20 protein-coding genes, 1 tRNA gene and 1 pseudogene are annotated in these 24,129 nt (G+C 69.6%); 19 read left to right on the top strand and 3 right to left on the bottom strand.

Features of this window, described 5'->3' with window-relative positions:
- Positions 1-52: 52 nt before the first annotated feature.
- From bldG to OHA73_RS20755, 6 genes are all read left to right on the top strand, one after another.
- Positions 53-394: an anti-sigma factor antagonist BldG gene (bldG, locus tag OHA73_RS20780; RefSeq protein WP_003975386.1), complete on the top strand. Its 342-nt coding sequence runs from the start codon at positions 53-55 to the stop codon at positions 392-394.
- Between the two features lie 115 nt (positions 395-509).
- The gene (locus tag OHA73_RS20775) at positions 510-935 is read left to right on the top strand and encodes an ATP-binding protein (RefSeq protein ID WP_266711408.1); all 426 of its coding nucleotides are present in this window, start codon (positions 510-512) and stop codon (positions 933-935) included.
- Between the two features lie 291 nt (positions 936-1,226).
- Positions 1,227-3,638, top strand: a complete 2,412-nt coding sequence (locus tag OHA73_RS20770) for a sodium-translocating pyrophosphatase (protein WP_327655798.1) — start codon at positions 1,227-1,229, stop codon at positions 3,636-3,638.
- Positions 3,639-3,901: 263 nt separating this feature from the next.
- Positions 3,902-4,483, top strand: a complete 582-nt coding sequence (locus OHA73_RS20765; RefSeq protein WP_266711404.1) for a small secreted protein — start codon at positions 3,902-3,904, stop codon at positions 4,481-4,483.
- Positions 4,484-4,644: 161 nt separating this feature from the next.
- Positions 4,645-6,207, top strand: a complete 1,563-nt coding sequence (locus OHA73_RS20760; protein WP_443063105.1) for a DUF7059 domain-containing protein — start codon at positions 4,645-4,647, stop codon at positions 6,205-6,207.
- A gap of 119 nt (positions 6,208-6,326) precedes the next feature.
- Positions 6,327-6,524, top strand: a complete 198-nt coding sequence (locus OHA73_RS20755; protein ID WP_266711400.1) for a hypothetical protein — start codon at positions 6,327-6,329, stop codon at positions 6,522-6,524.
- 56 nt (positions 6,525-6,580) lie between these two features.
- On the opposite strand, the gene OHA73_RS20750 is transcribed toward OHA73_RS20755, so the two are convergent.
- Both OHA73_RS20750 and OHA73_RS20745 read right to left on the bottom strand, forming a co-directional pair.
- Positions 6,581-6,997, bottom strand: a complete 417-nt coding sequence (locus tag OHA73_RS20750; RefSeq protein WP_266711398.1) for a DUF2752 domain-containing protein — start codon at positions 6,995-6,997, stop codon at positions 6,581-6,583.
- 3 nt (positions 6,998-7,000) lie between these two features.
- Positions 7,001-7,615 (bottom strand): TM2 domain-containing protein, encoded by a 615-nt coding sequence (locus tag OHA73_RS20745; protein ID WP_267070037.1) that lies wholly within the window; start codon positions 7,613-7,615, stop codon positions 7,001-7,003.
- Positions 7,616-8,002: 387 nt separating this feature from the next.
- Here OHA73_RS20745 and topA point away from each other — a divergent pair, with 387 nt between their 5' ends.
- From topA to OHA73_RS20700, 9 genes are all read left to right on the top strand, one after another.
- The gene (gene topA / locus OHA73_RS20740; protein ID WP_327655797.1) at positions 8,003-10,834 is read left to right on the top strand and encodes a type I DNA topoisomerase; all 2,832 of its coding nucleotides are present in this window, start codon (positions 8,003-8,005) and stop codon (positions 10,832-10,834) included.
- 104 nt (positions 10,835-10,938) lie between these two features.
- Positions 10,939-14,037 carry a dTMP kinase gene (gene tmk / locus OHA73_RS20735; protein ID WP_327655796.1) on the top strand — a complete coding sequence of 1,033 codons (3,099 nt, stop codon included), beginning with the start codon at positions 10,939-10,941 and terminating at the stop codon, positions 14,035-14,037.
- 150 nt (positions 14,038-14,187) lie between these two features.
- On the top strand, positions 14,188-15,393 hold the full coding sequence (locus tag OHA73_RS20730; RefSeq protein ID WP_327655795.1) for a DNA polymerase III subunit delta': 1,206 nt from the start codon (positions 14,188-14,190) through the stop codon (positions 15,391-15,393).
- A 154-nt stretch (positions 15,394-15,547) separates the two neighbouring features.
- Positions 15,548-17,125 carry an alpha/beta hydrolase gene (locus tag OHA73_RS20725; RefSeq protein WP_327655794.1) on the top strand — a complete coding sequence of 526 codons (1,578 nt, stop codon included), beginning with the start codon at positions 15,548-15,550 and terminating at the stop codon, positions 17,123-17,125.
- Between the two features lie 94 nt (positions 17,126-17,219).
- Positions 17,220-17,293: transfer RNA gene (locus OHA73_RS20720), tRNA-Thr, on the top strand.
- A 459-nt stretch (positions 17,294-17,752) separates the two neighbouring features.
- A complete protein-coding gene (locus tag OHA73_RS20715; RefSeq protein WP_327655793.1) occupies positions 17,753-18,004 on the top strand; it encodes a hypothetical protein in 252 nt (83 codons plus the stop codon).
- Positions 18,004-19,182 (top strand): putative T7SS-secreted protein, encoded by a 1,179-nt coding sequence (locus OHA73_RS20710; protein WP_266711370.1) that lies wholly within the window; start codon positions 18,004-18,006, stop codon positions 19,180-19,182. The genes OHA73_RS20715 and OHA73_RS20710 overlap by 1 nt, the downstream gene beginning before the upstream one ends.
- On the top strand, positions 19,160-19,249 hold the full coding sequence (locus OHA73_RS20705; protein WP_266711369.1) for a hypothetical protein: 90 nt from the start codon (positions 19,160-19,162) through the stop codon (positions 19,247-19,249). Before OHA73_RS20710 ends, OHA73_RS20705 begins: the two co-directional genes overlap by 23 nt.
- Positions 19,246-19,749, top strand: coding sequence for a hypothetical protein (locus OHA73_RS20700; protein WP_266711368.1), 504 nt, complete (start codon positions 19,246-19,248; stop codon positions 19,747-19,749). Before OHA73_RS20705 ends, OHA73_RS20700 begins: the two co-directional genes overlap by 4 nt.
- Before the next feature lie 2 nt (positions 19,750-19,751).
- Here the strand turns inward: OHA73_RS20700 and OHA73_RS20695 are convergent.
- Positions 19,752-19,997, bottom strand: a pseudogene (locus OHA73_RS20695) (transcriptional regulator); the annotation flags it as partial.
- A gap of 81 nt (positions 19,998-20,078) precedes the next feature.
- Between OHA73_RS20695 and OHA73_RS20690 the strand changes: the two are divergent.
- From OHA73_RS20690 to OHA73_RS20675, 4 genes are all read left to right on the top strand, one after another.
- Positions 20,079-20,645, top strand: coding sequence for a Uma2 family endonuclease (locus OHA73_RS20690; protein WP_266711367.1), 567 nt, complete (start codon positions 20,079-20,081; stop codon positions 20,643-20,645).
- A gap of 368 nt (positions 20,646-21,013) precedes the next feature.
- The gene (locus OHA73_RS20685; protein WP_266711366.1) at positions 21,014-21,745 is read left to right on the top strand and encodes a TetR/AcrR family transcriptional regulator; all 732 of its coding nucleotides are present in this window, start codon (positions 21,014-21,016) and stop codon (positions 21,743-21,745) included.
- 160 nt (positions 21,746-21,905) lie between these two features.
- A complete protein-coding gene (locus tag OHA73_RS20680) occupies positions 21,906-22,556 on the top strand; it encodes a thermostable hemolysin (protein WP_266711365.1) in 651 nt (216 codons plus the stop codon).
- Positions 22,553-24,124: an AMP-binding protein gene (locus OHA73_RS20675; protein WP_266711364.1), complete on the top strand. Its 1,572-nt coding sequence runs from the start codon at positions 22,553-22,555 to the stop codon at positions 24,122-24,124. Before OHA73_RS20680 ends, OHA73_RS20675 begins: the two co-directional genes overlap by 4 nt.
- Positions 24,125-24,129 lie beyond the last annotated feature (5 nt).

Genomic DNA, 24,129 nt, shown 5'->3' with positions numbered 1-24,129 from the left:
GCCGAGGTGTCCCCGAGGGGCGACCGCTCGATAGCAAGGTGCTGGAGGATCCGTGGACCTGTCCCTGTCGACCCGTACCGTCGGCGATCGTACGGTCGTCGAGGTCGGTGGCGAAATCGATGTATATACCGCGCCCAAGCTGCGCGAACAGCTGGTTGAGCTGGTGAACGACGGCAGTTTCCACCTTGTCGTCGACATGGAGGGCGTGGACTTCCTCGACTCCACCGGGCTCGGCGTGCTGGTCGGCGGCCTGAAGCGCGTGCGTGCCCACGAGGGCTCGCTGCGCCTGGTGTGCAACCAGGAGCGCATTCTCAAGATCTTCCGTATCACCGGACTGACCAAGGTGTTCCCGATCCACACCTCGGTCGAGGAAGCCGTCGCGGCGACCGACTGATCCGGTTGATGCCGGTGGCGACACCGGTGGAGACAAGGGGATCGGGCGGCCCAGGCCGGCCGGTCCCCGGGAGCACGCTCGTACAACCGTGGGCCCGTCTGTCCGAGGGGGATGCATGGCCACTGTCGAACTCCGCTTCAGCCCTCTGCCCGAGCACGTCAGGACGGCCCGTCTGGTGGCGGCCGCCGTGGCGCGCAGGTCGGGCGTGGACGAGGCCGTGCTCGACGAGGTCAGGCTCGCCGTCGGTGAGGCCTGCAGCCGAGCGGTCGGGCTGCACCAGAGCAGCGGCATCTCGGCGCCGGTGCGGGTGGCCCTGATCGAGGAGGAGAAGCAGTTCTCCATCGAGGTCGGTGACGAGGCGCCGCGCACGCACCACCAGTCGAACACGGCGGGCTCCGCGGACGATCTGGAGGCCGAGGGTGAGGACGAGATGGGTCTCGCCGTCATCAGCGGCCTCGTGGACGATGTCGAGGTCACCGCGGAGACGGACGGCGGACTCATTCGGATGAGTTGGCCGACCCTGCCGGCGACGCTTCCGTAGCGCGCCGAGCGCTTCGCGCGCTGCCCGGAGATCTTTCGAAGAGGCCCGGTTCACCAGTCGGTGAACCGGGCCTCTTCGGTATTTCCTGAGGTCGATCAACCCATCGGCCAATAAAGGATCTTCGCTAATGCCTTCAGGGGGTTAGTAATTCCGCCTCGGCCTGCCGGGCGAGGTTCACCGAACATTTGCTGGGTAGGAAACAATTCCGTTTGCCGCGCCCTGTTTTGATCAGGGTCCGCTCCCTACAATCCGTCCACATCTTGAGCTCAGTCCAAGCGTCAAGGAGGACGAATGGCGGAGCCCTCTACCCCTGCTACGTTCGCAGCCGCAGTTCTGACCGACGACAACAGATTGATCGTCGTCGTCATCGCCGTCGTCGCGCTCGCGGCGCTCGCCGTCGCCGGAGTCCTGGTGCGCCAGGTACTCGCGGCCGGTGAGGGCACGGACTCGATGAAGGAGATCGCGGGCGCGGTCCAGGAAGGCGCGAAAGCCTATCTGGGCCGGCAGCTGCGAACCCTCGCCGTATTCGCCGTCGTGGTGTTCTTCCTGCTCATGCTGCTTCCGGCGGACGACTGGAATCAGCGCGCGGGTCGGTCGATCTTCTTCTTGATCGGCGCGGTGTTCTCGGCCGTCACCGGCTATATCGGAATGTGGCTCGCGGTGCGCAGCAATGTGCGCGTCGCCGCCGCCGCAAGAGAAGCGACCCCGGCGGAAGGCGAGCCGGAAAAGGATCTCACCGCCGTCTCGCACAAAGCAATGAAGATCGCTTTCCGTACGGGCGGCGTCGTCGGCATGTTCACGGTGGGGCTCGGCCTGCTCGGCGCCTCCTGTGTCGTGCTCGTCTACGCGGCCGACGCGCCCAAGGTCCTGGAGGGCTTCGGGCTCGGCGCCGCGCTGATCGCGATGTTCATGCGTGTCGGGGGCGGCATCTTCACCAAGGCCGCCGACGTCGGCGCCGACCTGGTCGGCAAGGTCGAGAAGGGCATTCCGGAGGACGATCCGCGCAATGCCGCGACCATCGCCGACAACGTGGGCGACAACGTCGGAGACTGCGCGGGAATGGCCGCCGACCTCTTCGAGTCGTACGCCGTCACGCTGGTCGCCGCGCTGATCCTCGGCAAGGCGGCCTTCGGTGACGCGGGCCTCGCGTTCCCCCTGATCGTGCCCGCGATCGGCGTCGTCACGGCGATGATCGGCATCTTCGCCGTCGCGCCGCGCCGCGCCGACCGCTCGGGGATGAGCGCCATCAACCGCGGCTTCTTCGTCTCCGCGGTGATCTCGATCGTGCTCGTGGCCATCGCCGTCTACACCTATCTGCCGGGGTCGTACGCCGACCTGGACGGCGTCACGGACACGGCGATCAGTGGCAAGGCGGGCGACCCGCGGGTCCTCGCGGTCGTCGCCGTGGTGATCGGCATCGTGCTCGCGGCTCTCATCCAGCAGCTCACCGGGTACTTCACCGAGACGAGCAGGCGACCGGTCAAGGACATCGGCAAGTCGTCGCTGACCGGGGCCGCGACCGTCGTGCTCGCCGGCATCTCCATCGGCCTCGAATCGGCCGTCTACACCGCGCTGCTGATCGGGCTCGGCGTCTACGGGGCGTTCCTGCTCGGTGGTACGTCGATCATGCTCGCCCTGTTCGCGGTCGCCCTGGCCGGTACGGGGCTGCTCACCACGGTCGGCGTCATCGTCGCCATGGACACCTTCGGCCCGGTCTCCGACAACGCGCAGGGCATCGCCGAGATGTCCGGCGACGTCGAGGGCGCGGGCGCGCAGGTGCTCACCGACCTGGACGCCGTCGGCAACACGACGAAGGCCATCACCAAGGGCATCGCCATCGCGACCGCCGTGCTCGCGGCCGCCGCGCTGTTCGGTTCGTACCGGGACGCGATCCTCACCGCGGCCAGAGACGTCGGGGAGAAGGTCGGCGGCGGCGGGCCGATGAACCTGGTGATGGACATCTCGCAGCCCAACAACCTGGTGGGGCTCATCGCCGGAGCCGCGGTGGTGTTCCTGTTCTCCGGGCTCGCCATCAACGCGGTCTCGCGGTCGGCGGGTTCCGTGGTCTACGAGGTGCGCAGGCAGTTCCGCGAGCACCCCGGGATCATGGACTACACGGAGAAGCCGGAGTACGGGCGTGTGGTCGACATCTGTACGAAGGATGCGCTGCGGGAGCTCGCCACGCCCGGGCTGCTCGCCGTCCTGGCGCCGATCGCGGTCGGCTTCACGCTCGGTGTCGGCGCGCTCGGCGCGTATCTCGCGGGGGCGATCGGGACGGGCACGCTGATGGCCGTCTTCCTCGCCAATTCCGGCGGCGCGTGGGACAACGCCAAGAAGCTCGTCGAGGACGGGCACCACGGCGGCAAGGGCAGCGAGGCGCACGAGGCGACGATCATCGGTGACACGGTCGGCGACCCCTTCAAGGACACCGCGGGCCCCGCCATCAACCCGCTCCTGAAGGTGATGAACCTCGTGGCGCTGCTCATCGCGCCCGCGGTGGTCAAGTTCAGCTACGGGGACGACGCGAGCGTGGGCGTGCGGGTCGCGGCCGCGGTCGTCTCGCTCGCCGTGATCATCGGTGCCGTGTACATGTCCAAGCGGCGCGGCATCGCGGTCGGCGGGGACGAGGACGGGGACCCGGGAGGCACCGGACGGGTGCCGGAGCAGGCAGATCCTGCTGTGGTCTCGACGACACGTACGTGAGGAACCTGCGTACGTGACCTGAATGCACGTCAGTACGGAGACAGTGCGACAACAGGTGGGCGGACAGCGTCTTTTGACGGACTGTCCGCCCATCGGCGTGTTCTGGCGTAGTTTCCTTACGTCTGCGGGGCAGGCCCTTCCGGTTTCAGTGAGCCTTATCTCTCTTGGTGCAAATGGCTGCTAAAGGTCAATAAAGTGGTCGTATAGGACGCCCGGCGTGCGATTGTCGTGTGCGTGGCGTGTAAGTTCCGGGGCCGAGAGCCATGGAAGGGACCAATCCGGTGAACAAGAAGCTTGCTGCCGCACTGTCCGGCGGTGCGGTACTGGTACTGGCGTTGTCGGGCTGCAGCGACGACAGCAACGAGAAGCTGGACTCCTGGGCCAAGCAGGTCTGCGACAAGGTCCAGCCGCAGGCCAAGAAGATCGAGGCCGCGAACACCGCGATCCAGAAGGAGACCTCGGACAACAGCGAACCCGAGCAGGTCCAGAAGACCGACTCGCAGGCGTTCCAGGACATGTCCGACGCGTACAAGGCGATCGGTGACGCGGTCGACAAGGCCGGGGCTCCGCCGGTCGACGGCGGTGACAAGAAGCAGCAGAACGCCGTCAAGGAACTGGACAAGATCTCGACGTCGTACGCCGACCTGAAGAAGAAGGTCGACAAGCTCGACACCGACGACCAGGCGAAGTTCGCCGATGGGCTCAAGGACATCGCCGGCCAGCTGGACACGCTGAGCCAGGACGGCAGCGATGCGCTCAAGAACCTCGAGGAGGGGGACGTGGGCAAGGCGATGGCGAAGCAGGAGAGCTGCAAGAGCGCTTCCGCTACGCCTTCGGGGTCCTAGGTCCGGGTGACGTTTCGCGGCCCCGGTGTTGCGCGATTTCCGCGCTGCGCCGGGGCCGCGTCGTGTTTGCGTGGCGCTGCGACGGGGGCTGTGCCCACCCGTTCCGCCGTGCGGAACGCCTGCCCACAGCGGGGCGGGGCGGCTGTCCACAGCGGTGCGGGATGGATCGGCGTCACAATGGGGGTGTGAGTTCTTCCGACTTTGTATCGCTGCCCTCTGTTGATCGAAATGACGTCGCCGGGTCCCTGCGTGACGCGCTGGTTTCTGCCGAGTTCACTGCCGATGGGCTGCTCGAGCTGCTCGGGGCGTCCGCCTACGCGGCGCTCGCGCGCAGCGAGACCGTGCCCGCCCTGCGGGCCACCCGGGGCGAGCGGCCCCTGGAGACGCTCGTTCGGCTCTTCCTGCTGCAGCAGCCCGCGCCGCGCGAGCGCGTGGCCGAGGTGCTGCCGCTCGACGCGTGCCTGGAGAGCGGGTGGCTGCGGACCGTCGGGGGCGACGCGGTCGCGGCGAGCGTCGACGTACGCCCGTACGGCGGCCCCGAGGGCGAGGACTGGTTCATCGTGTCCGACCTCGGGTGCGCGGTCGGGGGCGCCGGAGGCATCGGCAGCAGCGAGGAAGGCGTCGTGCTCGGGGTCGGCGGGGCGTCCACCACGCTCGCCGGGATCACCGTGCGTACGCCCGTCGGCTCGGCCCTCGACCTCGGCACCGGATCCGGGATCCAGGCGCTGCACGCGGCGCGCCACGCCACGCGGGTCACCGCGACCGACCTCAACCCGCGCGCGCTGCACATGACGGCGCTGACCCTCGCGCTGTCGGGCGTGCAGGAAGCCGAGCTGCGGGAGGGGTCGCTGTACGAGCCCGTGGGCGACGCCACGTACGACCTGGTCGTCTCCAACCCGCCGTTCGTGATCTCGCCCCTCCTTCCCGCAGGGTCTCGCCTCACGTACCGGGACGGCGGCATGAGCGGGGACGATCTGTGCCGCTCGGTCGTTCAAGGGGCGGGGGAGCACCTGAACGACGGGGGGTACGCGCAGTTCCTCGCCAACTGGCAGCACGTGGAGGGCGAGGAGTGGGCCGAGCGGCTGCGCTCCTGGGTGCCGCGCGGCTGTGACGCCTGGATCGTGCAGCGCGAGGTGCAGGACGTCGCGCAGTACGCCGAGTTGTGGCTGCGCGACGCCGGTGACCACCGCGGCGACCCCGCCGAGTACGCGGCGCGCTACGACGCCTGGCTCGACGAGTTCGAGGCGCGCAAGGTGCGGGCCGTCGGCTTCGGCTGGATCACGCTCAGGAAGACCGCTGCCGAAGAGCCCTCGATCGTCGTCGAGGAGTGGCCGCACCCCGTCGAGCAGCCGCTCGGCGACACCGTGCGCGCGCACTTCGAGCGGGTCGACTGGCTGCGGGCGCACGACGACGCGGCGCTGCTCGGCGCGCACTTCAAGCTGGCCGGGGAGGTCGTGCAGGAGCAGGTCGGTCTGCCGGGCGCCGAGGACCCGGAGCACGTCGTGCTGCGGCAGGGGCGCGGGATGCGCCGCGCGACCAAGGTGGACACGGTCGGCGCCGGGTTCGCGGGCGTCTGCGACGGGTCGCTGAGCGCCGGGACGATCCTGGACGCCATCGCCCAACTCATGGGCGAGGACCCGGTGTCGCTGCGCGACCGCACGCCCGCGCAGATCCGGACGCTGGTCGAGCAGGGGTTCCTGGAGCCGTTCACGCCCGTCGACTGAGACCGGTCGGCCGCTCTTCGCCTTGTGGCGCCCGGGAGTTCATCCCGGGTTCGGCTACCCGTGTCAGCGTCGCCCGCCTGAGTACCGGAATCGGTCCGTAGGTTGGGGGAGGCAAGGCGATGGAGAGTGTTCCCGCGGTGTTCGCAGGCACGGTGTTCGGATTGTTCGGGGCGGGCCTGTTGGCGTGGACCGGGGCGCGCACGGCGCACCGCGAGCCGGTGGCGTACGGAGCGCGCCCCGTGACGTCGGTGGTGATCGCGGCGGCGGCCGGGGCGGGGGCCCTGGCGCTCGCCGTGTGGTGCTTCGGCCAGATCTAGGCCCGGCCCCGGCCGGGCGCCGTTCGGAAGCGGCTCGGACGCTGCCCCGAAGCCACTCAGAACACGTTGCGCAGCACCGCCCAGATCAGCGCCCCGACCAGGATCGCGGCCGCGCCGCGACCCCCGATCGGCGGCGACCAGCGGCGGCCGCGCAGCCCCTCGTAGGCCCAACGCCCCAGCAGGGCAAGGCCGAAGGGGGCGGCGAGCAGCAGCGCGCCGTTGTCGTGCCAGGCCATGGCGTACTGACCGTGCATCAGGTCGTAGACCATCCGCGTTCCGCCGCACGCCGGGCAGAGCAGCCCCGTGGCGATGCGGAAGGGGCAGCCCGGCAGGACGTGGCCCGGCTCGTGCGGGTCCGTGCCGTACAGGTACAGCGCGGCTCCGGCCCCCGCCGCGAGCACCCCGAGCGGGGCCGCCGCAGGGGCGCCGAACGCGCTCCTGAGGCGGGCCGTGGGGGACGCGGCGCGGGGCACGGGTCAGGAGTCCCGCAGCAGGCGGCCCTGGGAGTCGGTGGCGTTGTTGCCGGCGAGCATCATGATGCCGTCGATCAGGCCCCAGACGCCGCCGAGTCCGCAGGTCACCACGGACACGATGAGCATCGTGACGGCCATCCCGGTGTGCCCGGTGTAGAAGCGGCCGGCGCCGAACGAGCCGAGGAAGATGCCGAGGAGACCCGCGGCGAGCTTCGTCTTGTCCGAGTACGGACGGCCGTACGGGTCGTAGCCGTAGGGCGCGGCCGGGTCGTAGGGCATGCCCATGCCGGGGCCCATGTTCGGGGCGCCCATGCCGGGGCCGGGCGGGGGCGGGTACGCGCCGGGACCGGCCGGGGCGGAGCCGGGGTAGGGGTAGCCGTAGCTGGGCTGACCGGGCTGGCCCTGCGGCTGGCCGGGAGGGGGCGTGCCGTAGCCGGGCTGGCCCTGGGGCGGGGCGGGCTGACCGGGAGGCGGCGTGCCGTAGCCGGGCTGCGAGCCCTGCTGCGGGTAGCCGTACGGGCCGCCCTGCTGGCCCGGCTGGTCCGCCGGGGGCTGGTTGTACGGGTTCCCGCCCGACTGGTCCTTGGGGGGCTGGCCGTACGGATTGTTCTCGGACATGTCGGGAAGCTCCTGGATAGTGATGCCTTGGGGACGAGCCGGAGGCTCCCCGCGGGCTCCCCCAGCCATGCGCCATCTTGTCAGGAAGGGATAAACAGAGGAGTCCTAGGGCACGGGACCGCTACTCAATGGGGACGTTTGCCACAGGAACCCGGCACACGGGACGCGGGCACAACGACCCGGAGCCCAGGCGTCCGCTCAGCGGTCCGGGGGCAGGATCACGAGGAGTCGGGTTACCGTTCCGAGTGGCTGCTGCGTGCTTTTCCCGTTTGACACACCGGCGGGAGGTACCGTCACACTCCGCAGCAGTGCCGCTGAAACGGCACGATCCCGCGGGAGAAAGCCATCGAAGAGGCCCCGAACCGCCGACCGGAGAGAAGAGCGAAGTTGTCCCCGACCAGCGAGACCGCACAGGGCGGCCGCCGACTCGTCATCGTCGAGTCGCCCGCCAAGGCGAAGACGATCAAGGGCTATCTCGGCCCCGGATACGTCGTCGAAGCGAGCGTCGGGCACATCCGCGACCTCCCCAACGGCGCGGCCGAAGTCCCGGACAAGTACACGGGCGAGGTGCGCCGGCTCGGCGTGGACGTCGAGCACGACTTCCAGCCCATCTATGTCGTGAACAGCGACAAGAAGGCGCAGGTCAAGAAGCTCAAGGACCTCATGAAGGAGTCCGACGAGCTCTTCCTCGCAACCGATGAGGACCGCGAGGGCGAAGCCATCGCGTGGCACCTCCAGGAAGTTCTCAAGCCGAAGATCCCGGTCCACCGGATGGTCTTCCACGAGATCACCAAGGACGCGATCCGGGCCGCCGTCGCGAACCCGCGTGAGCTGAACAAGAAGCTGGTCGACGCCCAGGAGACCCGCCGCATCCTCGACCGCCTCTACGGCTACGAGGTATCGCCGGTCCTGTGGAAGAAGGTCATGCCGCGCCTTTCGGCGGGCCGCGTCCAGTCCGTCGCCACCCGCCTCGTCGTCGAGCGCGAGCGCGACCGCATCGCCTTCCGCTCGGCCGAGTACTGGGACCTGACGGGCACGTTCGCGACGGGCCGCGCCGGTGACACCTCCGACCCGTCGTCGCTGGTCGCCCGCCTCAGCGCGGTCGACGGAAAGCGCATCGCGCAGGGCCGCGACTTCGACTCGCTGGGCCAGCTGAAGGCCGGTTCGGCGAACACGCTGCACCTGGACGAGACGAACGCCCGGGCGCTCGCCGCCGCCCTGGAGGACACGCAGTTCTCCGTACGCTCCGTCGAGTCCAAGCCGTACCGCCGCTCGCCGTACGCCCCGTTCCGTACGACGACGCTGCAGCAGGAGGCCTCGCGCAAGCTGGGCTTCGGCGCGAAGGCGACCATGCAGGTCGCCCAGAAGCTGTACGAGAACGGCTTCATCACCTACATGCGTACGGACTCCACGACCTTGTCGGACACGGCCGTCACGGCCGCCCGTTCGCAGGTCACGCAGCTGTACGGCAGCGACTACCTGCCGGACAAGCCGCGTACGTACGCCGGCAAGGTCAAGAACGCGCAGGAGGCGCACGAGGCGATCCGCCCCTCCGGCGACCGCTTCCGCACGCCCGCCGAGACCGGCCTGACCGGCGACCAGTTCAAGCTGTACGAGCTGATCTGGAAGCGCACCGTCGCCTCCCAGATGAAGGACGCGGTCGGCAACAGCGTCACGGTGAAGATCGGTGGCACGTCCGCCGACGGCCGCGACGCCGAGTTCAGCGCCTCCGGCAAGACGATCACCTTCCACGGCTTCCTGAAGGCCTACGTAGAGGGCGCCGACGACCCGAACGCGGAGCTCGACGACCGTGAGCGCCGCCTTCCGCAGGTCGCCGAGGGCGACGGCCTGTCCGCCGAGGAGATCTCGGTCGACGGCCACGCCACCAAGCCGCCCGCGCGCTACACCGAGGCCTCACTCGTCAAGGAGCTCGAAGAGCGCGAGATCGGCCGCCCGTCTACGTATGCGTCCATCATCGGGACCATCCTGGATCGCGGTTACGTCTTCAAGAAGGGGACGGCGCTCGTGCCCTCCTTCTTGTCGTTCGCCGTCGTCAACCTGCTGGAGAAGCACTTCGGCCGGCTGGTCGACTACAGCTTCACCGCCTCCATGGAGGACGACCTCGACCGCATCGCGCGTGGCGAGGCGCAGGCCGTGCCGTGGCTGCGGCGCTTCTACTTCGGTGAGGGCTCGGACGGCCAGGGCGGCGCCGCGGACGCCGGGAACGGCGACGGGGACCACCTCGGCGGCCTCAAGGAGCTCGTGACCGACCTGGGCGCGATCGACGCCCGCGAGGTCTCGTCGTTCCCCGTGGGCAACGACATCATGCTGCGCGTCGGCCGCTACGGCCCGTACATCGAGCGCGGCGAGCGCGACGCCGAGAACCACCAGCGCGCCGACGTCCCCGAGGACCTCGCGCCCGACGAGCTGTCGGTGGAGTACGCCGAGGAGCTGCTCGCCAAGCCCAGCGGCGACTTCGAGCTGGGCGCCGACCCGGAGACCGGGCGCCAGATCATCGCCAAGGACGGCCGCTACGGCCCGTACGTCACCGAGGTGCTCCCCGAGGGCACCCCGAAGACGGGCAAGAACGCGGTGAAGCCGCGGACCGCCTCGCTCTTCAAGTCCATGGCGCTCGACACGGTGACGCTGGCCGACGCCCTGAAGCTGATGTCGCTGCCGCGCGTCGTCGGCCAGGACGCCGAGGGCGTCGACATCACCGCGCAGAACGGCCGGTACGGCCCGTACCTGAAGAAGGGCACGGACTCGCGCTCCCTGGAGACCGAGGAGCAGCTCTTCAACATCACGCTGGAAGAGGCACTGGAGATCTACTCCAAGCCGAAGCAGCGCGGGCGCGCGGCCGCCAAGCCGCCGCTGAAGGAGCTCGGCACCGACCCGGTCAGCGAGAAGCCCGTCGTGGTGAAGGACGGCCGCTTCGGCCCGTACGTCACCGATGGCGAGACCAACGCGACGCTGCGCTCGGCGGACTCTGTGGAAGAGATCACGGCGGAGCGCGGGTTCGAACTGCTCGCCGAGAAGCGGGCGAAGGGCCCCGCCAAGAAGAAGACGGCTGCCAAGAAGGCGCCCGCCAAGAAGACCGCCGCGAAGAAGACGGCGGCGAAGAAGACGGCCGCCAAGACGACCACGGCGAAGAAGACCGCGGCCAAGAAGACGACGACCGCGAGAAAGACCGCTGCCAAGAAGACGGCTTCGGCGGAGTAGTCGACCGCTCAGCGGAACGAGTGCCTCCCCGTGAAACAGGCGGGGAGGCGTTCACAGCGGGAACACACCTTCGGTGTGTCGGCGGGGCCCTATAGGCTGGACGAATGACCCGTGCCGAGCAGCCAACGGACCCCAACACGGCCCCGGACGACGCCCTGGTCGCGGACTCCCGAGAGCGTGCGGTGCGCGCCTTGTTGCGCGTACCTCAGTTGAAGCGACTGTGGTCGGCGCAACTCGTCGGCGGAGTCGGCGACGTGATCGGGCTACTCGTCCTCGTGGTGCTGGCGGTGCAGACGGCCATCCCCGAGGAGTCCTTCGGCGGTGGATACCGGGGCGTCGCCCTCGCCGTCGCCGCCGTGTTCGGGGCCCGGATCCTGTCGACGCTGCTGTTCGGTGCCGTCCTGCTGGGACCGCTGACCGCGCTGACGACGCCCGGCGGGCCGCTCGACCGGCGCTGGACCATGGTCGGCGCCGACGGACTGCGGGCCGCGCTGCTCATCGTCGCCCCCCTGTGGATCGACTGGGTGCCGGACAATGCGCTGGCGATGCTCCTCGTGACGGCGTTCGTCGCCGGGGTCGCCGAGCGGTTCTGGACCGTCGCCAAGACGAGCGCGGCACCCGCGCTGCTGCCCCCGCCGCCGCTGGAGGGCGCGTCCGTACGGCCGTTGCCCGACCACACGGACGCGCTGCGGCGGCTCTCGCTGCGCACCGGATTCGTTGCCGTGCCGCTGGGCGCGGCCGGCCTCGTCGTCGTGACGCTGGTGCAGAACCTGATCGGCGCGGGCGTGGACTGGTTCGCCGTGCACCAGGTGGCGCTGTCGTCCTACGTAGGGGCGGGTCTGTTCGCCGCCTCCCTGTCGGTCGTGTTCTTCCTGGAGCTGCCCGCCACGCAGACCCCGCGCGCGCGGTCGCCGCTGGAGGGCCTGCGCAGGCCCAGCACCGGCACGGGCGTGGACAAGGGCCGCACGGGCGCGATTCGGCTGCTCGTGCTCGCCTGCTCCTGCGTCGCCGGGGCGATCGCGGCGGCCGTCGCCGTCTCCGTGCTGCACGCCAAGGACCTGGGCGGTGGCCCGGTCACGTTCGGCCTGTTCGTGCTCGGCCTGACCGGCGGCACCGTCATCGGTATCCGTACGGCGCCCAAGGTGCTGCCGACGCTCTCGCGGCGCCGCCTCTTCGCCCTCGCCATCGCGCTCACGGGTATCGCGCTGCTCGCGGCGGGCCTGGTGCCCGATGTGACGAGCGTGATCCTCCTCGTGACGATCGCCGGGGTCACCGCGGGCATCGCGGCGAACACCGGACACGCGCTGCTCGACCAGGAGACCGAGGAGTCCCGGCGGGCGCGCACCACCGAGCACCTCCAGGCCGTCGTCCGCGTGTCCGTCGCGCTCGGCGCGCTGCTCGCGCCCGTGCTGGCCGCGCTGATCGGGCCGCACCACCTGGAGAGCGGAAAGTTCGTCTTCGCGCACGGGGGCGCCGCGTTCACGCTGATGCTCGTCGGCGCGCTGCTGCTGCCCGTCGCCGCGCTCGTGCTCGCCAAGGCCGACGACCGCAGCGGAGTGCCGCTGCGGCACGACCTGCGGGACGCGCTGCTCGGCGGGAACGACCCGGTGCAGGCCCCGGCCACGACCGGCTTCTTCATCGCCCTGGAGGGCGGGGACGGCGCCGGGAAGTCGACGCAGGCCGAGGCGCTCGCGGAGTGGATCCGCGGCAAGGGCCACGAGGTCGTCCTCACGCGCGAGCCGGGCGCCACGCCGGTCGGCAAGCGGCTCCGGTCCATCCTGCTCGACGTCTCGTCGGCCGGTCTTTCGCACCGCGCGGAGGCCCTGCTGTACGCCGCCGACCGCGCGGAGCACGTCGACACGGTCGTCCGGCCCGCCCTGGAGCGCGGCGCCGTCGTCATCTCCGACCGGTACATCGACTCGTCCGTCGCCTACCAGGGCGCAGGGCGTGACCTGTCGCCGACCGAGGTTGCCCGCATCAACCGCTGGGCCACCAGCGGTCTCGTACCGAACCTGACCGTGCTGCTCGACGTCGACCCGGAGGCCGCTCGCGAGCGGTTCACCGAGGCGCCCGACCGGCTCGAGTCGGAGCCGATGGAGTTCCACACGCGCGTGCGCTCCGGTTTCCTGACGCTGGCGGCGGGCGACCCCGGTCGCTACCTGGTGGTCGACGCCGGCCAGGAGCCGGAGTCCGTCACGACCGTCATCCGGCACCGGCTCGACGTACTCCTCCCGCTCTCCGAGGCCGAGATCAAGGCGCAGGAGGAGGCCCGCAAGGCCGCCGAGGAAGAGGCGCGCCGCAAGGCCGAGGAAGAGGCCGCCCGCAAGGCGGAGGAGGAGCGCCTGGAGCGCGAGCGCCAGGAGCAGCTCGCCAAGCTGCGCGCCGAGGAAGAAGAGCGCAAGCGCCGCGAGCTGGAGGAGGCGCAGCGCCTGGAGGCCGAGCGGCAGGCCGAGGAGGCCCGGCAGCGCGCCGAGGAGGAGCGCCGCAAGGCCGAGGAGGAGCGGGCCCGCCTGAAGGCAGAGGCAGAGGCACGCGCCGCCGAGCAGGAGCGGCTTCGTAAGCAGGCCGAGGACGAGGCGCGGCTCCGGGCCGAGGCCGAGGAGCGGCGCCTGGAGAAGCAGCGCAAGGCCGAAGAGGCGCTGCTGCGCGCGGAGGAGGCGCGGCGACTCGCGGCGCAGGCCGCGGAGCAGGCGCAGCGCAGTGCGAGCGCGCCGACCGCGAACCTCCGCAAGGTCGAGCTGCCGAGCGAGGCGCCGGACCAGGTGCGGGACGAGCCGGTGCCGGACAACGAGACGACCGTGCCGACGCCGATCGTCGACTTCACGAAGGCCCCCGAGCCCTCGGACGCCGATGAGACCACGGTGCTGCCGCAGGTGCGGGACGCGGAGGACGCCGAGGAGACGACGCAGCTTCCGCAGCCGCCCGCGCCCGGTGCGGCGGACGAGACGGCGGTCCTTCCGCAGGTGTCCGAGCCTGCGGACCGGGTGCCGAGCGGTTACTTCCGCGACGAGCGGCCCGCCCGTTCCGGCCCGGACGGTCCCAACGAGCGGACGGCGGAGCTTCCGCAGGTCGACGAGAACGGCAAGCCGCGGCGGCCTCGGCCCGACTGGGCGGAGGAGACGCCGCTGGACGACCTGCCGTCGCTGGCGGACGAGCTGCTCGGTGGTCGTGAGGACGAGGACGACCGGGGGCGTCGCCGGTAGGCGGGGTCTGTTTCTCAAGCCCCTCCGGCGTTTGAGAAGCGGGGGTCCGGGGCGGAACCCCGGGAGTTCGGCCACGGTTCGGGCGATGTCAGTGGGGACCGGCACAATGGGTTTCGCTGGGGCTCGGCAGTAGCAAGGGACGGTGGCCGCATGGCCGTATGGGACGACCTGGTCGGTCAGGAGCGGGTGATCGCGGAACTGGGCGCGGCCGCGCGGGACGCGGACGCCCTGGTGACGGCGGCCACCGCGCAAACCCCGCCGCCTGCCGCGTCGAAGATGACGCACGCCTGGCTGTTCACCGGCCCGCCGGGAGCCGGCCGGGAGACCGCGGCCCGCGCGTTCGCCGCGGCCCTCCAGTGCGTCAGCCCGGACCGCGCCCTCGGCGGAGCCCCCGGCTGCGGGTTCTGCGACGGCTGCCACACCGCGCTGCTCGGCACGCACGCGGACGTGTCGACGGTGGCCGCGGTCGGCACCCAGATCCGCGTCGACGACATGCGTGACACGGTCCGCAAGTCGTACACGTCCCCGGCGGTCGGCCGCTGGCAGGTGATCCTCGTGGAGGACGCCGAGCGGCTCAACGAGAAGTCGGCGAACGCGGTCCTGAAGGCGGTGGAGGAGCCGGCTCCGCGCACGGTGTGGCTGCTGTGCGCGCCTTCGGTGGAGGACGTACTGCCGACGATCCGCTCCCGCTGCCGCCTGCTCACCCTGGGCACGCCCGCCGTCTCCGCCGTCGCCGACATGCTCGTCCGGCGGGACGGTATCGAGCCGGACGTCGCGGCCGCCGTCTCCCGCGCCACGCAGGGCCACATCGACCGGGCCCGCCGCCTGGCCACGGACCCGCGCGCGCGGGAGCGCAGGGCCGCCGTCCTGAAGGTGCCGCTGCGCGTCGAGGAGATCGGCGGCTGCCTCAAGGCGGCGCAGGAGCTGGTGGACGCGGCAGCCGAGGACTCCAAGCAGCTCGCCGAAGAGGTCGACACCAAGGAGACCGAAGAGCTGAAAGCGGCGATGGGCGCGCAGAGCGGCGGCCGGATGCCGCGCGGCACGGCCGGCGTCATGAAGGACCTCGAGGACATGCAGAAGCGGCGCCGCACGCGCTCGCAGCGCGACAGCCTCGACCTGGCGCTCACCGAGCTGACGGTGGTCTACCGGGACGTGCTCGCGATGCAGCTCGGCTCGCGCGTGGACCTGGCCAGCGTCGAGATCCAGGACACGTTGGAGCGGATCGCCCGCAGTACGTCGCCGGAGTCGACGCTGCGGCGGATCGAGGCGATCGGGGCGTGCCGGGTGGCGTTGGACGGGAATGTGGCGCCGCTTCTGGCGGTGGAGGCGATGACGGTTGCCCTGCGTGCGGGTTGACCGTTGCGGCCGACCGTCCTCAGGCCACGAGGCTCCGCCCCGGACCCCGCGGGCTCTCGTCCAAGAGCGGGGCTTGATGGTGCCCACTCGCCGCTGAGGTTTGATTTCGTGTACGCAAGGTGAACAGTCGCGCGCGGAGCGTTACGCTCGGCCGATGTACTCCTGGCGCCTCCCCCTCACCTCACGCCGCCGACCCGCCGTCCTCGCCGCCGCTGCCGGGGTGGCCCTCGCCGCCATCTCCGCCTGCGCCTCGGGCAGTTCGGGTGCTCCGGGTTCCTCGCTCGCCGCGCTGCCCCGTGCCACGCCGGCCGATCTGGCCCCGTATTACGACCAGGCCCCGAAGTGGCACGAGTGCGGCGTGCCCGGATTCGAGTGCGCCACCCTCAAGGCGCCGCTCGACTACGACAAGCCGTCCGCCGGAGACATCGACCTCGCGGTCTCCCGGAAGAAGGCCACGGGCCCCGGCAAGCGCCTCGGTTCGCTCCTGGTCAACCCGGGCGGCCCCGGCGGCTCGGCGATCGGCTACCTCCAGTCGTACGCGGGCATCGGCTACCCGGAGAAGGTCCGCGCCCGCTACGACATGGTCGCCGTCGACCCGCGCGGCGTCGCCCGCAGCGAGCCCGTCAAGTGCCTCGACGGCAAGCGGATGGACGCGTACACGCAGACCGACGTCACCCCGGACGACAAGGCGGAGCGGGCCCGCCTGACCGCCGCCTACAAGAGCTTCGGCGCCGGCTGCGAGGCGTCGAACCGCACGTCCGGCCGGGTTCTGCCGCACGTCTCCACGGTCGAGGCGGCCCGCGACATGGACCTCGTACGCGCGGCGCTCGACGACGGGAAGCTCAACTACGTAGGCGCCTCGTACGGGACGTTCCTGGGGGCGACGTACGCGGGCCTGTACCCGGAGCGGGTCGGCCGGCTCGTCCTCGACGGCGCGATGGACCCCTCCCTGCCCGCGCGTGAGATGAACGCACAGCAGACCGCCGGCTTCGAGACGGCGTTCAAGTCCTTCGCGAAGGACTGCGCGAAGCGGTCCGGCTGCCCCCTCGGCACCGGCACCCCCGACCAGTCGGGCAAGCGCCTCAAGGGCTTCTTCTCCACCCTCGACCGCTCGCCGATCGGCACCGGGGACCAGAGCGGCCGCAAGCTGGGCGAGGCCCTGGCCACGACCGGAGTGATCGCCGCGATGTACGACGAGGGGGCCTGGCCGCAGCTGCGCGAGGCTCTCACCGCGGCCATGAAGCACAAGGACGGCGCGGGCCTGCTCGCCCTCTCCGACAGCTACTACGAGCGCGACCCCGACGGCACGTACTCGAACATGATGTTCGCCAACGCCGCGGTGAACTGCCTGGACCAGCCCCCGTCCTTCACCTCGCCCGCGGAGGTCGAGAAGGCGCTCCCCGACTTCGAGAAGGCCTCCCCGGTCTTCGGCAAGGGCCTCGCGTGGGCCTCCCTGAACTGCGGCTACTGGCCGGTGAAGGCGACGGGTGAAGCCCACCGCATCACTGCCGAAGGCGCCGCCCCCATCGTCGTGGCCGGCACCACCCGCGACCCGGCGACCCCCTACCGCTGGGCGAAGTCCCTCGCCGCTCAGCTCTCCTCCGGCCACCTCCTCACGTACGACGGCGACGGCCACACGGCGTACGGCCGCGGCAGCGACTGCGTGGACGGAGCGATCGACGACTACCTGCTGACCGGCACCCCGCCGACCGACGGAAAGCGCTGCTCGTAGTGCGTGTCCCCTGGTCATAAAGGCTGTGCGGAGCACCCCTGCGGAGCGTGTAGGATTGGCGACGTTGCTGACGCACTCCGGTGCGCGCGGCGGCGCCGCCTTAGCTCAGATGGCCAGAGCAACGCACTCGTAATGCGTAGGTCTCGGGTTCGAATCCCGAAGGCGGCTCGGATCAACCCCAGGACTCACTCGCCGTGACCTGGGGTTTTTTCATGTCCGGGGCATGCCGAGCCGCACGACGGGGATGCCGTGGGAGTGCTTGCGTGAGCGATGCGTGAGCGGAAGGGGTGCGAAGTGCCAGGCCGACGGAGCGCTGCTGGTCGGCATGAGGCAATGACGTAGGCGCCAGCTCGGTCGTTCCCCGTGGCGGCATGGCCACATCGGCCACCCAGGCCGCGCGACCGCACTCGTCTCCCAAGCGGCATCAGGCCCATCCGGATCCTTGTGCGATTCCTCGAAGGCTCCGCTGCTAGCCTGCCCAGTTGTTCGCGATCCTTGATGGGTTCGTGTCAGGTGACTGCCAGGTGCTGAGCACGGGGGAGGGGATGGAACATGTCAGAAGGGTTCTCTGTGGACCTTGATGCACTTCGCAAGGCCGCAACCGGGATTACCACCACTCTGGACGCGATGGCCACCAAGAAGGTGAGTGACATCGATGCTCCCAAGGACGCCTTCGGCCACGACGAACTGGCATCAGCGGTCGCCGATTTCTGCGATCGGTGGAACATCGGCGTCTCGCACCTGGCCACCGATGGCGCAGAGGTCTCTGACCGGCTGACGCACTGCGTCAACAGCTACGAAAAGGCTGAGGAACACATCCAACTCTCTGTTCAGGGCATTCTTCAGTCCTCGACCGGGTCCGATCCGGGGGCGTCCTGATGGCCGAGCTCGGGGAGACGTCGAACCCCCGTGATCTTGTTCCCGGCACACCCGATGCTCTGAATACGACCGCTCAGTCTCTTCTCGCCTACGGCGATGTTCTCATCGAGGCCGGCGAGGGACTGGCGAAGATCGAGACCGAAGACGGGTGGAGAGGTCCGGCGGGTGACGCCTTCCGCGATCGTTTCCATGGTGAGCCATCGAGGTGGGTCAAGGCCGGCGACAACTTCCACGCTGCCGCGAACGCCCTGTACGACTACAGCTACACCCTGCGCGCAGCCCAGCAGCGCGCAGAGGAAGCCATATCCCAGTTCGCGCGTGGCGAAGCCACGACGGCAGCCGCAGGCAAGGCCCACACTCAGCAAGTCAATCAGGCACGCAGCAAAGGGGACGAGACCGAGATCCCCTTTCATGATCCCGGGGAAGCCGACCGTGCAGCCGCCCGCGGGACTCTCGAGACCGCTCGCGGCAACGTGGACGGCGCAGGGCACACCGCGACAGCGCTGGTGAAGAAGGCGACCGAGTCAGCCCCTGAGAAGCCGGGGTTCTGGTCCCAGGTCGGTGACTTCTTCAGCGATGTGGGTGAAGGGGCCGTGGACGTGGGCAAGGTCGTCGTCAACGATCTCGCCTCCTTCGGCAACGCGATGATCCAGCATCCGGGCGACAGTGCCGCGATGCTCGGTGGCGTGCTCCTGACCGGGCTCAGCGCGGGTGGTGAAGGGCTTGGCGTCGCCTTGGACGCCACCGGCGTCGGCGCGGTCGCCGGTGTCCCACTCAACGCCGTCTCCGCTGCTGGAATAGCCACAGGCGTGGGTGTGGCGGGAGCTGGAGCCATGGACCTGGCCCAGCATGCCGGGAGCGATTCCAAGGTCGAACCCCTGCGGATGAACAGCGAGGGATCCGGTGCCAGCGGCTCCGCACAGCAGCCGGCGTCCGAGCTGATCAAGAATGGTCAGAAATACGAGGGCACTGGTACCGGCGCCGGCCGCGGAGGCCACAAACTTCCGAAGGTGAACGGTCCGGCGAACGGGACCATGTACAAGACCGACCCCCAGTCAGGAAAGGTGACCAGCTACTCCACTTATGATTCCGAAGGTCGCGCCTTGCAGCGAGGGGGCCTCGCACAACGGAGTAGACACACCACACGTCGTAAAAATGTCGCACAATACCAACCCTAAGACCGGGCAAGTCTATGTGGGTGAGTCGAAGGACGTGCGTACCGCGTTCCCCTGGGAGATCCCGTGAGTAGCATCAAACCGTCATGGTCCGAGCGTGAACTGCCGGCTTTCTTCAAGAAATGGCGCACCGAATGGAAGAATGAGGAACTCGATCCGGACAATTACCTCGACTTTGAGGATGGTCTTCGATTTGTTCTGGCCGCGGCCTGGCTTTTTTGCCCCGAAACGGTCGAGTACCGCGGTTGTATTTTCCTCAAAGAGCGCTTCCGTCAGAGCACTGTCGACGACTGGTTCACAAGTCTTGATGGCGATCGGAAGCGAATTGAGGCCGTCGTCAACCACGTCGAGTTGTGGGGCACATTCAACAACATCGAATTGACGGATGAAGATCAGCTTGGGGAAGAGCTGCCCCAACTCGCATTGGCGCTGGGAGAGTGCTGGCAGGGAATCCTCTCCTCGCGTTACCCGGGTCGCGAGATCACTGTGGAAGTGAGCGACGAGGAGGACGGGGCCTACGGGCCGACCGTGACGTTCTGGACTTCCCCGGAAGGTTCAGCCTTCGGGTGACGCAGGACGTCCACCAGGGGTAGGTTGGCCCGGCGCCCGGACTCCATGTTGGCGATCACGTTGCGCGGGATGGGATGCCCGAGCCGCGAGCACTGATCCGCCAGGTCCTGTGCGCTCCACCCCATCTCCTTCCTTCTTCGCCGGACTTCGCCGGCCACGTTGGCCTTGATCCGGTCCGACCACTCCGGAACGTCGTCCTCTTGTAGCCGCGGGCGAGGAGCGTGTCCCAACCGCGGGGGGAGCTTCATTACCAGATGCTGGCGGATCCGGGACAGTACTCTGATCCCAGCGGGATCGGTCCCGCTCGCATGGTGTCCAGGAGGTGGGTCATGACTGCCGAGACGGTGGCTCCTGCGTGGATGCATGAGCAGATCACGGCGGAGCAGTACGACTCCTGGTCCGAGGAGCAGTGTGCGGGGATCGAGATCGTGGACGGGATGGTCGTCGTGAGTCCCAGCGCATCCAAGCGTCATAACCGGCTTGCCCGGATGCTGGCGAATGCCTTGGAGGCTGATGCGGGGCCGGAGTGGAACGCCGACACCGACTTCGATGTCCGTCTGCAGGATGTTCCGCTGACCAATCGGCGTCCGGATGTTGTGGTGTATCGCGCGGACACGATCGACATCTCGCCCACCCGGCCGGAGCATGTGCTGCTGGTCGTCGAGGTCGTCTCGCCAGGGTCGGAGACCACCGATCGGATCGTGAAGACTGACCAGTACGCGAAGGCCGGTATCGCCTTCTACTGGCGGGTCGAGCAGGCCGCGACCGGGGTTCCGCTGGTGTACACGTACGTGCTTGACCCGGCTACCAGGGCCTACCGGGACGGGGGCGTGTTCACCGGTGTCGTCAAGGTCTCGGCGCCCTTTCCGGTCGAGGTCGACCTCGGGCGGATCTGAGCTTCACGCCGGCGAGCCCCGGCGATTTGCGTGAGCGCTGCGTGAGCGGACTGGGCGGCACGAGGCCGGATCAGCAGTCATGGCGGTCATAGTCGTACGCTCCTGACCAGCTGAGACATCATCCGGTGGCACGCACCGGCACCACCCGCCACGATCTTGCAGGCCCTCGTAATGCGTAGGTCTCGGGTTCGAATCCCGAAGGCGGCTCAGACTGGGAAACCCCAGGTCAGACTCTTCTGACCTGGGGTTTTCTGTTGTTCGGAGTGTGGTGGAGGCGGGCCCGCGCCGTTTCAGGATCTCCCCAATAAAGCTTGACCCAGCTTTGACCGAGTGTCGAACTTTGACTGTTGGTCATTCATAATGCAGCCATGCGAACGACTCAACGTAAGGCCCAGGAAGTTGCGGAGCGTGACCAGAAGCTGGTGTACGTCGCGCTCGACATGGTGTGCAGGGACGGGTTCCACAATCTGACGCTGGGGAAGCTGGCCGATGAGGCCGGGTACTCCAAAGGCACCGTCTACAACCACTTCACCTGCAGGGAAGACCTGCTCATCGAGCTCTCCGCGGAGAGCGCACGGCGTCAGCTGCGCTACTTCCAGGCGATCGCCGATCTGCCATGGGGTGGGGCCCGTGCCGTGTACGGCATGACACTCGCCTACATGCGGCACGCGGAGGTGGCGCCGGTGCTCTTCGAGTGCAGCATCACCGCCCGCACCGACGCCGTCTGCAAGGTCGCGTCCGAGGAGCGACTCAAGCGGCGTGACCTGGTCGAGGCGCAAATGTCGCAGGTCGTGGGCTACGCCGTGGAGCGCAGCGTCGCCGAGGGTTCCTTCGGGAACGCCGAGGTCGAACCGGCCGTGGCGGTGGACGCCCTGCGCGCCTACATCCTCGGCTACGCGGCCATGCATTTGCTCTCACGCCGCTTCCTGTGGTCCGGCGAGGAGGGCCTCGATGCCCGTCTGAAGGTGATGACCTCCATGATCGGCGGCCTGGGCTGGACCCGGCTCCCGGTCGACGACGTGGCGCGGCTGCACCGCGAGGTGGCCGGGATCGTCGACCCGATCGCCGCCCAGTATGCGCCGGAAGGTCACTCTGAGTAGGTATTTGATGGGTGAAGTTCTGCGCCTGGATCCGTAGTTCGCTGCTCGCTTTCCGTTCGCCACTCCCGATCATGAACTAGTTGTCAAAAAACGACTGATGGTCATAACGTGAAGGAGTGCTCGGCCGGTCGGTCGGGCCGTGATGCGGAATGGAGGGGCAATGCGCATCAACATCGCTCGCCGCGGGAGTGCCTTGTGGCTGGCCTGCGTCGAGCTCGCACAGGACCGGTACGCGCGGGACTACGGGGCGCGGATCGCACCGTCGCCGGACAGCTTCATCGCGCTGTGCTCGGACGAGGGCACGGGAGCGGACGTCGTCCCGCTGGCCTGTGCGGGGCTGACGTACGGAGGGGAACGCAGCCTTCTCGTCGAGCACTACCTCGGGGACGGGGCGGCCGACGTCATATCGCGGTCCACGCGTACCGAGTGCGAGCCGGCCGGTCTGGTCGAGGTCGGGCCGCTGGCCTCCAGCGAACCCGGCGCGGGCCTGAAGCTCATCGGCATGGTGCCCGCGCTGTGCTGGTGCAACGGCGCCTCGTACCTGCTGTGCACCGTCACCAAGCCGCTGGCCCGGACCCTGGCGCGGATCGGGCTGCGGTTCACCGGACTCGCCCAGGCCCGCGAGGACGCCCTGCCGCCGGAGCAGCGGGGCACGTGGGGGACGTACTACGAGACCGCTCCCGTGGCCGGCTTCATCGACCTGCGGGCCTTTGACGCCGGCATCAACCGCGAGGCCGAGTCCGGCTACCACCTCGCGGTGACCTGGGGCCAGGAAGCCTCCCTCGCTCCGCAGGGGGCGGGCGCGCGATGAGGGAGATCTACGACGGTCTGTACGCGCCGGAGCGCCGCGACGACGTTCTCGTCGAGCGGCTGGCCGCCGACGGCTCGGTCGCCGGGACCTTCACGTACGGGGAATTGGCGGGCTGGAGTGGGCAGATCCGCCGGCTGCTCGCCGACCTCGGCGCGGACGCCGGGGCCACGATCGGCGTGGTGGCGGGCAACGGCCCCGAGTGGGTGGCCGCCGACCTCGCGCTGCTGCTCGGCGGTTTCGTCGAGGTGCCGGTGCCGCTGGCGTTCTCCGGTGAGCAGGCCGCCTCGCTGCTGAAAGAGGTCCGGCTCTGCCTGGCCGACGAGGCCGGGGTCCGCAAGCTCGCCGAGTGGGGCCTGGACGGCGCCGTCACCGTCCTCCCGATCACGGCGGACAGCGGCGCAGGGAACCGGGTCGCGGAGGCCGACGGTCTCCGACTGCCGCCGGACGAGCGGATCATCAAGGTCATCCACACCTCGGGAACCACGGGTGCGCCCAAGGGCGTGAAGATCCGGTCGAAGGCGCTCGAGGCGCTGCTCGTGTCCCTCGACTCGGTCTCGCCGGACGGGGTGTACTCCCGCTACCTCTCCCTGGTGCCGTTCAGCCTGCTCATCGAGCAGGTCACTGCGGTCTACCTGCCGATCATCAACGGCGGCCGGATGATCCTGCTGCCCGAGAAGACCGCGCTGCTCGGCACCGCGGGCTCCCGCGCGGACGACGTGGTGACCTGGCTGCGCGCCGGGCGGCCGACCACCGCCGTGCTGCCGCCCGCCGCGGTGAGCGCCCTCGACAAGGCGGTGTGCGGCGCCGCCGGGGGACCGGTCCTCGGCGACGAGGTGCGGCCGTTCCTGATGGCGGGCGGCGCGCCCGTCGACGTAGCGGCCCAACTGCGCCTGGACGCGGCAGGGTTGCGTGTGCACGAGGGGTACGGCCTGTCCGAGAACAGCTCGGTCGTCTCGTGGAACACGCCCGAGCACTGGCGGCCCGGCACCGTCGGCAGGCCGCTGCCGCACTGCGAGGTCCGGCTCTCCGAGGGCGGGGAGCTGCTGGTCAGGTCGACGTCACTGTTCGCCGGCTACACCGTGGAGGACCCGACCAGCCGGCCCGTCGACGAGGACGGCTGGCTGCACACGGGGGACCGCGGCGAGATCGACGAGGACGGCTACATCCGGATCCTCGGCCGCCTGAAGAACGTGATCATCACCAGCCACGGCCGCAATGTCTCGCCGGAATGGGTCGAGGGAAGCCTGCGCAGCTGCCCGTCGGTGGTGGACGCCGTGGTGTTCGGCGAGGGCCTGGAACACGTGTCGGCCCTGCTGATCACCGCCGATGCCGCCGATGTCGACAGGGCCGACGAGATACGGCGGCAGGCGCACGCGTACGCCGAACAGCATCTGGCCGAGACCGACCGGCCCGAGCGGTTCTTCGTCGTGGCGGACAGCAGCGACTTCCGCCGCCAGTACTTCACCGTCACCGGCCGGCCGCGGCGCCAGAAGCTCTTCGACGACCTGATGGCTCTCACGCCCACGAACGGCCGCCGGGATGACCGCCCGGGCGACCTCTCCCTCTGACGCAC

Source organism: Streptomyces sp. NBC_00483, assembly GCF_036013745.1.
Lineage (GTDB): Bacteria > Actinomycetota > Actinomycetes > Streptomycetales > Streptomycetaceae > Streptomyces.
The sequence above is the reverse complement of the archived record's forward strand: the minus strand, read 5'-3'. Positions and strand labels throughout refer to the sequence as shown.

Excerpts from the sequence above, each read along its gene's own strand:
- OHA73_RS20715 (WP_327655793.1), top strand. The coding sequence starts at position 17,753 with ATGGCCACCAAGAAGGTGAGTGACATCGATGCTCCCAAGGACGCCTTC.
- OHA73_RS20685 (WP_266711366.1), top strand. The coding sequence starts at position 21,014 with ATGCGAACGACTCAACGTAAGGCCCAGGAAGTTGCGGAGCGTGACCAG.
- OHA73_RS20675 (WP_266711364.1), top strand. The coding sequence starts at position 22,553 with ATGAGGGAGATCTACGACGGTCTGTACGCGCCGGAGCGCCGCGACGAC.
- OHA73_RS20760 (WP_443063105.1), top strand. The coding sequence starts at position 4,645 with ATGGATCGGCGTCACAATGGGGGTGTGAGTTCTTCCGACTTTGTATCG.
- OHA73_RS20775 (WP_266711408.1), top strand. The coding sequence starts at position 510 with ATGGCCACTGTCGAACTCCGCTTCAGCCCTCTGCCCGAGCACGTCAGG.
- tmk (WP_327655796.1), top strand. The coding sequence starts at position 10,939 with ATGACCCGTGCCGAGCAGCCAACGGACCCCAACACGGCCCCGGACGAC.
- OHA73_RS20745 (WP_267070037.1), bottom strand. The coding sequence starts at position 7,615 with ATGTCCGAGAACAATCCGTACGGCCAGCCCCCCAAGGACCAGTCGGGC.
- OHA73_RS20680 (WP_266711365.1), top strand. The coding sequence starts at position 21,906 with ATGCGCATCAACATCGCTCGCCGCGGGAGTGCCTTGTGGCTGGCCTGC.
- OHA73_RS20710 (WP_266711370.1), top strand. The coding sequence starts at position 18,004 with ATGGCCGAGCTCGGGGAGACGTCGAACCCCCGTGATCTTGTTCCCGGC.
- OHA73_RS20755 (WP_266711400.1), top strand. The coding sequence starts at position 6,327 with ATGGAGAGTGTTCCCGCGGTGTTCGCAGGCACGGTGTTCGGATTGTTC.
- OHA73_RS20730 (WP_327655795.1), top strand. The coding sequence starts at position 14,188 with ATGGCCGTATGGGACGACCTGGTCGGTCAGGAGCGGGTGATCGCGGAA.
- OHA73_RS20765 (WP_266711404.1), top strand. The coding sequence starts at position 3,902 with ATGGAAGGGACCAATCCGGTGAACAAGAAGCTTGCTGCCGCACTGTCC.
- OHA73_RS20705 (WP_266711369.1), top strand. The coding sequence starts at position 19,160 with ATGTCGCACAATACCAACCCTAAGACCGGGCAAGTCTATGTGGGTGAG.
- OHA73_RS20690 (WP_266711367.1), top strand. The coding sequence starts at position 20,079 with ATGACTGCCGAGACGGTGGCTCCTGCGTGGATGCATGAGCAGATCACG.
- OHA73_RS20725 (WP_327655794.1), top strand. The coding sequence starts at position 15,548 with ATGTACTCCTGGCGCCTCCCCCTCACCTCACGCCGCCGACCCGCCGTC.
- OHA73_RS20770 (WP_327655798.1), top strand. The coding sequence starts at position 1,227 with ATGGCGGAGCCCTCTACCCCTGCTACGTTCGCAGCCGCAGTTCTGACC.